Source organism: Citrobacter sp. RHBSTW-00524 (assembly GCF_013747755.1).
Lineage (GTDB): Bacteria > Pseudomonadota > Gammaproteobacteria > Enterobacterales > Enterobacteriaceae > Citrobacter > Citrobacter braakii.
The window spans coordinates 3903253-3916908 of record NZ_CP056421.1 but is presented as its reverse complement, the minus strand read 5'-3'; the positions used below and the strand labels follow the sequence as shown (position 1 = coordinate 3916908).

The following is a 13656-nucleotide window of genomic DNA, read 5'->3' as shown; positions in this document are numbered from 1 at the left end:
TCGCCGCTCTTAGTGCATCATCATGTTGTAGTTAAGGTTCCACATAATCCAGATGGAGCCCACAACCAGGATGGCGATGATTAGCACAGTAAAGACAAAGGCTGTCATGTTCCAACCTTCATCAGATTTGCTATTCATGTGCAGGAAGCACACCAGGTGCACCAGAATCTGTACCACTGCCATTGCCAGAATAGTTCCCAGAATGACGGCAGGAGAGGCAGAACCTGTCATGACCATCCAGAACGGAATAACCGTCAGGATTATCGACAGGATAAAACCTGTCATGTAGGTTTTTACGCTGCCATGGGATGCGCCGCCGCTCTCGTTAGAATGACTCATTACATCGCCCCCATCAGATAAACAACAGTGAACACACAGATCCACACCACATCCAGGAAGTGCCAGAACAGGCTCAGGCACATGATGCGGGTACGGTTAGTACTGGTCAGGCCGCGACGAGCAACTTGCACCATCAGCACCGCCATCCAGATAAGACCGGAGGTGACGTGCAGACCGTGCGTGCCGACCAGCGCGAAGAACGCAGACAGGAAGCCGCTGCGATCCGGACCCATACCGTTAACAATCAGGTGATGGAATTCATAGAGTTCCATCCCGATGAATCCGGCACCGAACAAGAAGGTCAACGCCAGCCAGGAGATAACCTGGCTCTTGTTGTTCTTGTACATGGCGATCGCCGCCATGCCGTAAGTAATAGAGCTGAATAACAGCAGGAATGTTTCAACCAGAACGAACGGCAGTTCAAAAATGTCCTTACCTGTTGGGCCACCTGCTGTGCCGTTCACCAGAACGGCATAGGTTGCAAACAGAATAGAGAACAGAATGCAGTCGCTCATCAGGTAGACCCAGAATCCGAAGATCTTGGTCTGGCCTGCATCGTGGTGCCCGTGTTCGTGCGCGTGGGCAGTCGCGTGCGTTAAAGTATCAGTTGCCATTTTTCAGCCCTGCCTTAGTAATCTCATCGAAATGCTGGTTTTCCAGTTTTTCGACTTCCGGGACCGGCACGTAGTAATCCACGTCTTCATCAAAGCTTTTCACAATCCAGCTGATGATCATGCCTGCGAAGCTTGCAATCGCCAGCCACCAGATATGCCAGATCATGGCGAAACCAAACAGTGTTGCGAAGGCGGTAATGACGATACCGGCACCGCTGTTTTTCGGCATATGAATTTCTTCATAGTGCGCAGGCTGCTTGTACGCTTCACCTTTTTCTTTCATTTCCCAGAAGGCATCACGCTCGTGAACGTGCGGCACAACGGCAAAGTTGTAGAACGGAGGCGGGGAAGAGGTTGCCCACTCCAGCGTACGACCACCCCATGGGTCACCGGTCAGGTCGCGGTTCTGCTCGCGGTCGCGAATAGAAACGAAGATCTGAATCAGCTGGCACAGGATACCCAATGCAATCAGCGCGGCACCGCAGGCGGCAACGACCAGCATCGGATGGAACTGCGGGTCAATCTGCTGGCTGAGGCGACGGGTCATCCCCATAAAGCCCAGCACATACAGCGGCATAAACGCCACGAAGAAGCCGATGATCCAGAACCAGAATGCGCGTTTACCCCAGGTTTCGTTCAGCGTGAAGCCAAACGCTTTTGGCCACCAGTAGGTCATACCTGCGAAGCATCCAAATACGACGCCGCCGATGATAACGTTATGGAAGTGCGCAATCAGGAACAGACTGTTGTGCAGCACGAAGTCCGCACCCGGAACCGCCAGCAGTACGCCGGTCATGCCGCCGACTGAGAAGGTAACGATAAAGCCAATCGTCCACAGCATCGCTGAGTGGAATACGATACGACCCTGGTACATGGTGAACAGCCAGTTGAAGATCTTCACCCCGGTCGGGATGGCGATAATCATGGTGGTAATACCGAAGAAGGCGTTTACGTTAGCGCCTGCACCCATGGTGAAGAAGTGGTGCAGCCAAACAACGAACGACAGCACGGTGATACACACGGTTGCCCACACCAGTGAGGTGTAACCAAACAGACGTTTACGTGAGAAGGTTGCAGCGATTTCGGAGAATACACCGAAGACCGGCAGAACCAGAATGTACACTTCCGGATGGCCCCAGGCCCAAATCAGGTTGATGTACATCATCATGTTGCCGCCCATATCGTTGGTAAAGAAATGGGTGCCCAGATAGCGATCCAGGGTCAGCAACGCGACGGTAACCGTCAGGATTGGGAAAGACGCGATAATCAGGATGTTCGCACACAGCGATGCCCAGCTAAATACCGGCATCTTGAACATGGTCATTCCTGGCGCACGCATCTTAATGATGGTCACAAAGAAGTTGATCCCGGTTAGGGTTGTACCAATACCGGACAACTGGACTGCCCATATCCAATAATCGACCCCGACGCTTGGACTGTACTCTATTCCCGAGAGTGGCGGGTACGCCAGCCAACCGGTCTGTGCGAATTCACCCACGCCCAGAGACAGGTTAACCAGGATTACGCCGACAACGGTGAACCAGAAGCTCAGGTTGTTCAGGAACGGGAATGCAACGTCACGTGCGCCGATCTGCAGCGGAACCACCAGGTTCATCAGACCGATAACAAATGGCATTGCCACGAAGAAGATCATAATCACGCCGTGAGCCGTGAAGATCTGGTCGTAGTGGTGAGGTGGCAGGAAGCCCGCTTCACCTGCAGAAGCCAGCGCTTGCTGACTACGCATCATGATGGCGTCGGCAAAGCCACGAATCAACATGACGATTGCGACAATGACATACATGATGCCAAGGCGTTTGTGGTCAACCGAAGTTAGCCACTCTTTCCACAGGTAGGTCCACTTACCGAAGTAAGTGATTAGGCCCAGTAAGGCCGCACCACCGATGATAATGGCAGCGATCGTAACCATGACAATTGGTTCATGGAACGGCACTGCATCCAGCGTCAATTTTCCGAACATCGTATTCTTCCTCGGCCCCTTAGTGAGCGGATTCCGCGTGGCTCATGTCCATGCCTTCCATTCCTTCGTGTGCGCTGTGCTCACCTTCGGGTTGGGTCATGTCCATGCTCTTACCGTGAGCCATAAATTTGTTAATAACGTCTTTAAACAAATCAGGTTTCACGTTGGAGAAGTATTCCACCTGGTTGTATTCGCTTGGCACAGCCACTTTTTCGAACGCAGCCATGTCGCTCATGGTGTTCGTGGACTGTTTAGCTTTAGCAACCCATTGGTCGAATTCGGCGCGGTCCTTTGTTGCGATAGCCTTGAACTTCATACCGGAGAAGCCTGGTCCGCTATAGCTTGCGGAGATACCATCATAAGTACCGACTTCGTTGGCGATCAGATGCAGTCGAGTCTGCATACCGGCCATGGCATAAATCTGGCTACCCAGACGCGGGATAAAGAAGGAGTTCATCACGGAGTTGGACGTCACTTTGAACTCAACCGGAGTATTCGCCGGGAAGGCGATTTCATTCACGGTAGCGATACCTTGTTCCGGATAGATGAAGAACCATTTCCAGTCCATGGAAACCACTTCAATGGTAATGGGCTTCTCGTCATGCGCCAGCGGTTTGCTTGGCTCAAGAGCGTGAGTAGTTTTCCAGGTCAGTACTGCAAGGAAAATGATGATTAAGATCGGCACCGTCCAGACCACAGCTTCCACTTTATTGGAGTGTGACCAGTTCGGGCTGTACTTCGCATCTTTATTGCTTGCACGATACTTCCAGGCGAAACCAACAGCCATCAAGATGGCAGGAATAACGACAATCAACATCAGGCCAAATGCCGTCAGTATCAGAGAACGTTGTTCCAGTCCAATCTGTCCTTTAGGGTCAAGCAGCGCAGAATTACAGCCACTGAGTAATGCAGTGCCTGCAATTAATGACAACCATCCCAAACTTTTATTGTATTTCCTGAGTCTCATTTAACGACCTCAATTCCACGGGACCGGGTGGCGTTTAAAGTGTGAGGGCATTTTACGGGAAGGTTACATTACTGTAAACATCCTTGGATCTGTGTTACTGGGTTCTGCCGTGCATGTCACATATGTTGCAATATATGTCGTTTTGACTTTAAGAACCTGTTGCAACATCACGTTATAACGAAAGCGGGCAAGCGGGAGATGTGCTGAGGGCAATTGGTATAACCAATACGAAAATAAAACAATTGTTTAACAATTGATTATCAATAAAAAGACAATTTAAGAACAAAAAATAAATCTGTAGTGGCTGAATCGAGTAAGGGAAATAGTATATATAAAAGGCGTCAATAATTTCCAAATTCTTTGGCGCACAAAATAACAAATAATATTTTTAGTAATTGTTGTTTATTTAGCCGTTATAATTACGCAGGGTGATTGCAACGGCGATATTAATGTGGATTTTTACGCCAGGCGGGTTTTGCGCAGTGCCAGATAATCCAGCAATCCACCAAAAACGACCCCGCAGACCGCGACCACCACCGAGATTTCCAGCAGTTCCGGCAGGAAGGAGAAGTGGGTGTAATCCAGCGCGTTCATGGTTAACAGCAGCAGCCAAACCACCAGCAGCCCGCAGCCCGCAACCAACGTCATTAATGCCAGGCTGTACGCGCCACGAAATTCCGTGCGCGGAATGAAGCTCTCATTTTGCCAGCTATGTTCCAGAGTCTGACGACAAACCAGCAGCAGTATGAGGCCGGGGATAGCGGCAAACACAGAGAACAAATAAAACGTTGGCCACCCGTGCGCTTCAACAAACCAACCTGCTACCGGGCCAACGTAAACGCGACCAACGGCGGAAAGCGCGGAGAGCAGAGCGAACTGGGTCGCTGAGAAGGACTTATTGCACAGCGTCATTAATAAGGCGACAAACGCTGCCGTACCCATGCCACCACACAGGTTTTCAAAGAAGACGGCGGCGGCCATACTGAACATGTGTTTGTCAGTGATGGACAATAACCAGTAGCCCGCATTCGACGCCCCCTGCAGGATGCCGAAAATCAGCAATGCGCGAAACAGCGAAAGGCGTTGCATCAGGATCCCGCCGTACAGCGCGCCAACGATGGTTGCCAGCAGTCCGAGCGTTTTATTCACCACGCCAACTTCACCCGCATCAAATCCGACGCCGCGGATTAAAAAGGTTGTAGTCAGGCTCATGGCAAAGGCATCCCCGAGCTTATACAGAACGATAAGCAGCAGAATTAGCCAGGCGTTGTTACGACCAAAGAAGTCGCGCAGCGGGGCCACAACCGCTTGCTCCAGCGTTTTGGGCACCGGAATGGCATCAGTCGGTTCGGGCGCTAGCAGGGTAGCGATGATGCAAGGTATCAGCAGCGCCGCCATCAGCCAGTACATTCCTTGCCAGCCCAGCCAGCGGTCGGCCATCCACAGAGCCAGCCCACCGGAAACCAGCATCCCTAAACGATAGCCCAGCACGCTGATAGCCGCGCCGGTGCCGCGTTCTTCGGCGGGTAGCACGTCGGTTTTCCATGCGTCAAAGACGATATCCTGCGATGCCGAGCAAAACGCGATCACCACCGCAAGCGCGGCCATCCAGCGTAGCTGCGTGCCAGGCTCCAGAAAGCCCATCGCGGCGATAGAAATCAGTAACAGCACCTGAGTTGCCAGCAACCAACCACGGCGTCGACCTAAAAACGGCGGCGTGTAGCGGTCCATTAGCGGAGACCAGAGGAACTTAAACACGTAGGCCTGACCGACCAGAGAAAAGAAACCGATGGTTTTAAGATCGATATTCTCGACTGTCATCCATGCCTGAAGCGTACCCGAGGTCAGTGCGAGTGGTAAACCGGAGGCGAATCCCAGTATGAGCAGGATAGCTGAACGTGGTTGCTGAAAAATACGTAAGTAATGACTGGACATGGGCTTCTATAGGCCCGACGAACGCCGGGCCATATGGGCAGAAATTAACGAGCGTTCTGCTTGATGAAATCGTGAACGCTGGTGTCCTGAGACATATCAGCGATGGTATCGGTCAGCACGCTGTTAACGGCGTCAGCGATATTTTTGTTAGAGGCCTGCAGTGCGCCTTCAACAGAATAGCTTGCGCGGTAGTTTTTGGTCATCTTGTTGCCGTTAGCAGCAGTCGCAATGATGGCGATGTCTGCTTTGGTGGCGATGTTATAGCGCACGCTACCCTGGGACACGTCTGCATACAGCTGGCTAACAATGATTTGCAGGTTAACAGCACCGTTTGGCCCAATCATATAACCGCGTGCGGTCATCTGTTTTTCCAGTACTTCTTGCAGCAGGAAGCGCAGATCGCGGGACGCGGTCAGGGTAACAAGCTGGTTGTCACGGGTAACTTTTGCCAGCGCCTGATCCTGACGCTGGTCGGCACCGTTGATGCTAACGGTCACACCCATCAGGCTCGGGTCCTGCTGTGGCAGGGTAATTTTCGGGGAAACTTCAATAGTGGTCGGCGGCGTTGCGCATCCAGCTAACATAAACAGCGCGACAAACGGGACGAGGATTTTTTTAAACATGCCAGGGCTCTCAGCGAATCTAAATTGTATGGTTGGAGAAAATTCCCGCCATCATAACATCGCCAACGATGAGGGGAAGTGGGTAACGCATGTAAATTCATTGTGTTGTCAGTTTTATGTCTTTGTGGAGACCATAAACGGACTTTTTGCAATAAATCGAAGTGAGGATTTAGTGAACTTCATCCATTTGGCTGAGAAAATCAGACAAACGCTAATTTTTTGTTGCTAAGGTGTAATGAAAGCGGTAAAAGCGGCTAGTATTTAAAGGGATGGGTGACATCTCAGCGTTGTCGGAGGAAAAACTTCATGATGATTCGTGAGCAAATAGAAGAAAAATTAAGGGCAGCGTTCCAACCCGTGTTCCTCGAAGTTGTGGATGAAAGCTATCGTCACAATGTCCCGGCAGGTTCTGAAAGCCACTTTAAGGTTGTGCTGGTTAGCGATCGCTTTACAGGTGAGCGTTTTCTGAATCGTCATCGGATGATTTACAGCACCTTAACGGTGGAGCTTTCCACAACCGTTCATGCACTTGCCCTGCATACCTACACCATTAAGGAGTGGGAAGCGTTGCAGGATACGATTTTTGCATCGCCTCCGTGTCGTGGGGCGGGAAGCATCGCGTAAAAACGGATTTGCAACAACCGACGCTTTTCCAGTATGTTGCTACAGATTATGTGAAAACGGCCTGCGGGCCGTTTTGTTTTGTCTGAATTCTGGGGCAGTCGTACAGTATTCAGACAAAAATTAGCCGGGAATTGTGAAAAAAGCCGCAGCAACGCGCGATAACCGTTCTCGACTCATAAAAGTGATGCCGCTATAATGCGCGTCTTATTTTTCGGAATGTCTTCGGGATGATTCTGACGACAGGGAATGTGATTGCTTATGAGAACATCCCAGTTCCGCGAAGCCAACAACCTGTGCTTGCGGAGAAGAGTTGACCGAGCACTGTGATTTTTTGAGGTAACAAGATGCAAGTTTCAGTTGAAACCACTCAAGGCCTTGGCCGCCGTGTAACGATTACTATCGCTGCTGACAGCATCGAGACCGCTGTGAAAAGCGAGCTGGTCAACGTAGCGAAGAAAGTGCGTATTGACGGTTTCCGCAAAGGAAAAGTACCGATGAATGTTGTTGCTCAGCGTTATGGCGCGTCTGTTCGCCAGGACGTTCTGGGCGACCTGATGAGCCGCAACTTCGTTGACGCGATCATCAAAGAAAAAATCAATCCGGCTGGCGCACCGAACTACGTTCCGGGCGAATACAAACTGGGTGAAGATTTTACTTACGCGGTAGAGTTCGAAGTTTACCCGGAAGTTGAGCTGACTGGCCTGGAAGCAATCGAAGTTGAAAAACCGGTTGTTGAAGTCACCGACGCTGACGTTGACGTGATGCTGGACACCCTGCGTAAGCAGCAGGCTACCTGGAAAGACAAAGACGGCGCTGCTGATGCAGAAGACCGTGTAACCATCGACTTCACCGGCTCTGTAGACGGCGAAGAGTTCGAAGGCGGCAAAGCGTCTGACTTCGTACTGGCGATGGGCCAGGGTCGTATGATCCCAGGCTTTGAAGAAGGCGTTAAAGGCCACAAAGCTGGCGAAGAGTTCACTATCGATGTGACCTTCCCGGAAGAGTACCACGCTGAAAACCTGAAAGGTAAAGCCGCTAAGTTCGTTATCAACTTGAAGAAAGTTGAAGAGCGCGAACTGCCGGAACTGACTGAAGAATTCATCAAACGTTTCGGCGTTGAAGATGGTTCCGTAGCGGGTCTGCGCGCTGAAGTACGTAAAAACATGGAACGCGAGCTGAAAGGCGCTGTGCGTAACCGCGTTAAGTCTCAGGCGATCGAAGGTCTGGTAAAAGCTAACGACATCGACGTTCCGGCTGCTCTGATCGACAGCGAAATCGACGTTCTGCGTCGTCAGGCTGCACAGCGTTTTGGCGGCAACGAAAAACAAGCTCTGGAACTGCCGCGTGAACTGTTCGAAGAACAGGCTAAGCGTCGCGTAGTTGTAGGTCTGCTGCTGGGCGAAGTGATTCGTACCAACGAGCTGAAAGCTGACGAAGATCGCGTTAAAGGCCTGATCGAAGAGATGGCTTCTGCTTACGAAGATCCGAAAGAAGTTGTTGAGTTCTACAGCAAAAATAAAGAGCTGATGGACAACATGCGTAACGTCGCTCTGGAAGAGCAGGCTGTTGAAGCTGTTCTGGCGAAAGCGAAAGTGACTGAAAAAGCCACTTCCTTCAACGAGCTGATGAACCAGCAGGCGTAATTCGTCGCTTATTTAGCACGAATTTCGTACGCAAGCCCGTCACCTTTTGGTGGCGGGTTTTTTTTTGTCACGGATTTTGCATGGGAAGAGTGCGAAAACAGCGTTTCAGTGTTAGCGTTACAACAAAAGATTGTTATGCTTGAATTATGGCGATGTCGTACCCATTACTGAGGGACTAGCTGATAATCCGTCCATAAGGTTACAATCAGCACAGCAGGTTTTTTCAAATTTTATCCAGGAGACGGAAATGTCATACAGCGGCGAACGAGATAACTTTGCACCCCATATGGCGCTGGTGCCGATGGTCATTGAACAGACCTCACGTGGTGAGCGCTCTTTTGATATCTATTCTCGTCTACTTAAGGAACGCGTCATTTTTCTGACCGGCCAGGTCGAAGACCATATGGCTAACCTGATCGTTGCGCAGATGCTGTTCCTGGAAGCAGAAAACCCAGAAAAAGATATCTATCTGTACATCAACTCCCCTGGTGGAGTGATCACTGCCGGGATGTCTATCTATGACACCATGCAGTTTATTAAGCCGGACGTCAGCACCATTTGTATGGGCCAGGCGGCCTCAATGGGCGCGTTCCTGCTGACTGCCGGGGCGAAAGGTAAACGTTTTTGCCTGCCTAACTCTCGCGTCATGATCCACCAGCCTCTGGGCGGTTACCAGGGCCAGGCAACGGATATTGAAATTCATGCCCGTGAAATCCTGAAGGTAAAAGGGCGCATGAACGAACTTATGGCGCATCATACGGGTCAATCTCTTGAGCAGATTGAACGTGATACCGAGCGCGATCGCTTCCTCTCCGCTTCTGAAGCGGTAGAGTACGGTCTGGTCGACTCGATTTTGACCCATCGTAATTAATGCCCAGCGCGCAGGTGTACCGCTATAATTACCTGGAGCGGCACAACGCTGACTAGCGTCTTGCGCCTGAGAATGGCATTTGCGTCGTCGTGTGCGGCACAAAGAACAAAGAAGAGGTTTTGACCCATGACAGATAAACGCAAAGATGGCTCGGGCAAATTGTTGTACTGCTCTTTTTGCGGCAAAAGCCAGCATGAAGTGCGTAAGCTGATTGCCGGACCATCCGTGTATATCTGCGACGAATGTGTTGATTTATGTAACGACATCATTCGCGAAGAGATTAAGGAAGTAGCACCGCACCGTGAACGCAGTGCGCTGCCGACGCCACATGAAATTCGCAACCACCTGGACGATTACGTTATCGGTCAGGAGCAGGCGAAGAAAGTGCTGGCGGTCGCGGTATACAACCATTACAAACGTCTGCGCAACGGCGACACCAGCAATGGTGTCGAGTTGGGCAAAAGTAACATCCTGCTGATTGGCCCGACGGGTTCCGGTAAAACGCTGCTGGCTGAAACGCTGGCACGCCTGCTGGACGTTCCGTTCACTATGGCCGATGCCACCACGCTGACCGAAGCCGGTTATGTGGGTGAAGATGTTGAAAATATTATTCAGAAACTGCTGCAGAAGTGCGATTACGACGTGCAGAAAGCACAGCGCGGGATCGTCTATATCGATGAAATCGACAAGATTTCTCGTAAGTCTGACAACCCGTCCATTACCCGTGACGTTTCCGGCGAAGGCGTACAGCAGGCGCTGTTGAAACTGATCGAAGGTACGGTTGCTGCCGTTCCACCGCAGGGGGGGCGTAAACATCCTCAGCAGGAATTCCTGCAGGTTGATACCTCCAAGATCCTGTTTATCTGTGGCGGTGCCTTTGCCGGTCTGGATAAAGTCATTGCTAACCGTGTTGAAACGGGCTCCGGCATTGGTTTTGGCGCAACGGTAAAAGCGCAGTCTGATAAAGCCAGTGAAGGTGAACTGCTGTCGCAGGTGGAGCCGGAAGATCTGATCAAATTTGGTCTGATCCCTGAGTTCATCGGGCGTCTGCCGGTTGTAGCGACGCTGAGCGAACTGAGCGAAGAAGCGCTGATCCAGATCCTGAAAGAGCCGAAAAACGCCCTGACCAAGCAGTACCAGGCGCTGTTCAATCTTGAAGGTGTCGATCTGGAATTCCGTGAGGAAGCGCTGGATGCGATCGCCAAGAAAGCGATGGCACGTAAAACCGGTGCTCGTGGTCTGCGTTCTATCGTCGAAGCCGCGCTGCTTGACACCATGTACGATCTGCCTTCTATGGAAGACGTCGAAAAAGTGGTGATCGATGAGTCGGTGATTGGCGGCCAGAGCAAGCCATTGCTGATTTACGGTAAGCCGGAAGCGCAGCAGGCATCTGGCGAATAATTCATCAATTCATACAGACATTTAATTAATAAGGGGGGATTTTATCTCCCCTTTTATTTTTCCGTAAACATGGCGTTGAATGTGTGGGAAACATCCCCATATACTGACATACATGTTAAAGGTGGTGTGGAGCACAGTCGTACCACCTGATTACCTGGCGGAAACTAAACTAAGAGAGAGCTCTATGAATCCTGAGCGTTCTGAACGCATTGAAATCCCCGTATTGCCGTTGCGCGATGTGGTGGTTTATCCGCACATGGTCATACCCTTATTTGTAGGGCGGGAAAAATCTATCCGTTGTCTGGAAGCGGCTATGGACCATGATAAAAAAATCATGCTGGTTGCCCAGAAAGAAGCGTCAACGGATGAGCCGGGTGTAAACGATCTTTTCACCGTCGGGACCGTGGCCTCTATTTTGCAGATGCTGAAACTGCCTGACGGCACCGTAAAAGTGCTGGTCGAGGGGTTACAGCGCGCGCGTATTTCAGCGCTGTCTGACAACGGTGAGCACTTCTCTGCGAAAGCGGAGTACCTTGACTCGCCTGCTATTGATGAGCGCGAACAGGAAGTGCTGGTGCGTACCGCTATCAGCCAGTTCGAAGGCTATATCAAGCTGAACAAGAAAATCCCGCCCGAAGTGCTGACGTCGCTGAACAGCATTGACGATCCTGCACGTCTGGCGGACACCATCGCTGCGCACATGCCGCTGAAGCTTGCTGACAAGCAGTCCGTACTGGAGATGTCCGACGTTAACGAACGTCTGGAATATCTGATGGCGATGATGGAATCTGAAATCGATCTGCTGCAGGTTGAGAAACGCATTCGCAACCGCGTGAAAAAGCAGATGGAAAAATCCCAGCGTGAGTACTATCTGAACGAGCAGATGAAAGCCATTCAGAAAGAGCTCGGCGAGATGGACGATGCGCCGGACGAAAACGAAGCGTTGAAGCGTAAAATCGACGCGGCGAAAATGCCGAAAGAGGCAAAAGAGAAAGCGGAAGCAGAACTGCAGAAGCTGAAAATGATGTCTCCGATGTCAGCGGAAGCGACCGTAGTCCGTGGCTACATCGACTGGATGGTTCAGGTGCCATGGAATGCGCGTAGCAAGGTCAAAAAAGATCTGCGTCAGGCTCAGGAAATCCTCGATACCGACCATTACGGTCTGGAACGTGTCAAAGACCGTATTCTTGAGTATCTCGCGGTTCAAAGCCGTGTGAATAAAATCAAGGGGCCGATCCTGTGCCTGGTTGGGCCGCCGGGGGTAGGTAAAACTTCTCTGGGACAGTCCATCGCTAAAGCAACCGGACGTAAATACATCCGTATGGCGCTGGGTGGCGTGCGTGATGAAGCTGAAATTCGCGGTCACCGCCGGACCTATATTGGTTCGATGCCGGGTAAACTGATCCAGAAAATGGCTAAAGTGGGCGTTAAAAACCCGCTGTTCCTGCTTGATGAGATCGACAAAATGTCTTCCGACATGCGTGGCGATCCGGCTTCCGCACTGCTTGAGGTGCTGGATCCAGAGCAGAACGTGGCGTTCAGCGATCATTACCTGGAAGTGGACTACGATCTCAGCGACGTGATGTTCGTTGCGACCTCTAACTCCATGAATATTCCCGCACCGTTGCTGGATCGTATGGAAGTGATCCGTCTGTCCGGGTATACCGAAGACGAGAAGCTGAACATTGCTAAACGTCACCTGTTGCCGAAACAGATTGAGCGTAACGCGCTGAAAAAAGGCGAGCTGACGGTCGACGATAGCGCCATTGTGGGCATTATTCGTTATTACACCCGTGAAGCTGGAGTGCGTAGTCTGGAGCGTGAAATTTCCAAACTGTGCCGTAAAGCGGTGAAACAGCTGCTGCTCGACAAGTCGCTGAAACATATTGAGATCAATGGCGACAACCTGCACGACTACCTGGGCGTACAGCGCTTTGACTATGGCCGCGCGGACAACGAAAACCGCGTTGGCCAGGTAACCGGTCTGGCATGGACGGAAGTTGGCGGCGATCTGCTGACCATCGAAACCGCTTGCGTACCGGGTAAAGGTAAGCTGACCTACACCGGTTCTCTGGGTGAAGTCATGCAGGAATCCATTCAGGCTGCGCTGACCGTGGTGCGCGCGCGTGCGGAAAAACTGGGCATTAATCCGGACTTTTACGAAAAACGCGACATCCACGTTCACGTACCTGAAGGGGCGACGCCGAAAGACGGTCCAAGTGCGGGTATTGCCATGTGTACCGCGCTGGTTTCTTGTCTGACCGGTAACCCGGTTCGCGCCGACGTGGCGATGACCGGCGAGATCACCCTGCGTGGCCAGGTTCTGCCTATTGGTGGTTTGAAAGAAAAACTGCTGGCAGCACACCGTGGTGGTATTAAAACGGTCTTAATTCCAGACGAAAACAAACGTGACCTGGAAGAGATTCCGGACAACGTAATTGCCGATCTGGACATCCATCCGGTGAAACGCATTGAGGAGGTTCTGACGCTCGCGTTGCAAAATGAGCCCTCCGGAATGCAGGTTGTGACCGCAAAATAGTGACCTCGCGCAAAGAGCACTAATAAAAACAGGGCTGGCAGGCCATTTCGGACTTGCCAGCCTTTTTTTGTATAGCTAATTTAGATGACGGATTGGGCTTGCCATCATTAACGGGTGTT

General features: G+C 51.3%; 11 protein-coding genes. 5 read left to right on the top strand and 6 right to left on the bottom strand.

Going from position 1 to position 13656, the window contains the following annotated elements:
- Positions 1-9: 9 nt before the first annotated feature.
- The 6 genes from HV229_RS18920 to HV229_RS18895 form a co-directional block, all read right to left on the bottom strand.
- Positions 10-339 carry a cytochrome o ubiquinol oxidase subunit IV gene (locus tag HV229_RS18920; RefSeq protein WP_003831006.1) on the bottom strand — a complete coding sequence of 110 codons (330 nt, stop codon included), beginning with the start codon at positions 337-339 and terminating at the stop codon, positions 10-12.
- Positions 339-953, bottom strand: coding sequence for a cytochrome o ubiquinol oxidase subunit III (locus HV229_RS18915; RefSeq protein ID WP_003831007.1), 615 nt, complete (start codon positions 951-953; stop codon positions 339-341). The genes HV229_RS18920 and HV229_RS18915 overlap by 1 nt, the downstream gene beginning before the upstream one ends.
- The gene (cyoB, locus tag HV229_RS18910) at positions 943-2934 is read right to left on the bottom strand and encodes a cytochrome o ubiquinol oxidase subunit I (RefSeq protein WP_003831008.1); all 1992 of its coding nucleotides are present in this window, start codon (positions 2932-2934) and stop codon (positions 943-945) included. The genes HV229_RS18915 and cyoB overlap by 11 nt, the downstream gene beginning before the upstream one ends.
- A gap of 19 nt (positions 2935-2953) precedes the next feature.
- The gene (gene cyoA / locus HV229_RS18905; RefSeq protein ID WP_003847580.1) at positions 2954-3901 is read right to left on the bottom strand and encodes a cytochrome o ubiquinol oxidase subunit II; all 948 of its coding nucleotides are present in this window, start codon (positions 3899-3901) and stop codon (positions 2954-2956) included.
- 459 nt (positions 3902-4360) lie between these two features.
- The gene (gene ampG, locus HV229_RS18900) at positions 4361-5836 is read right to left on the bottom strand and encodes a muropeptide MFS transporter AmpG (RefSeq protein ID WP_115190891.1); all 1476 of its coding nucleotides are present in this window, start codon (positions 5834-5836) and stop codon (positions 4361-4363) included.
- Between the two features lie 44 nt (positions 5837-5880).
- On the bottom strand, positions 5881-6459 hold the full coding sequence (locus HV229_RS18895; protein WP_016152050.1) for a lipoprotein: 579 nt from the start codon (positions 6457-6459) through the stop codon (positions 5881-5883).
- A 306-nt stretch (positions 6460-6765) separates the two neighbouring features.
- Here HV229_RS18895 and bolA point away from each other — a divergent pair, with 306 nt between their 5' ends.
- The 5 genes from bolA (at position 6766) to lon (ending at position 13537) form a co-directional block, all read left to right on the top strand.
- Positions 6766-7083: a transcriptional regulator BolA gene (bolA, locus tag HV229_RS18890; protein WP_016152051.1), complete on the top strand. Its 318-nt coding sequence runs from the start codon at positions 6766-6768 to the stop codon at positions 7081-7083.
- A 344-nt stretch (positions 7084-7427) separates the two neighbouring features.
- The gene (gene tig, locus HV229_RS18885; protein ID WP_003021622.1) at positions 7428-8726 is read left to right on the top strand and encodes a trigger factor; all 1299 of its coding nucleotides are present in this window, start codon (positions 7428-7430) and stop codon (positions 8724-8726) included.
- 247 nt (positions 8727-8973) lie between these two features.
- Complete coding sequence (gene clpP, locus HV229_RS18880; RefSeq protein WP_003021624.1) at positions 8974-9597, top strand: ATP-dependent Clp endopeptidase proteolytic subunit ClpP; 624 nt, start codon at positions 8974-8976, stop codon at positions 9595-9597.
- Positions 9598-9723: 126 nt separating this feature from the next.
- Positions 9724-10998, top strand: coding sequence for an ATP-dependent protease ATP-binding subunit ClpX (clpX, locus tag HV229_RS18875; protein ID WP_003831013.1), 1275 nt, complete (start codon positions 9724-9726; stop codon positions 10996-10998).
- Between the two features lie 184 nt (positions 10999-11182).
- Positions 11183-13537 (top strand): endopeptidase La, encoded by a 2355-nt coding sequence (lon, locus tag HV229_RS18870; RefSeq protein ID WP_016152052.1) that lies wholly within the window; start codon positions 11183-11185, stop codon positions 13535-13537.
- Positions 13538-13656: the final 119 nt, after the last annotated feature.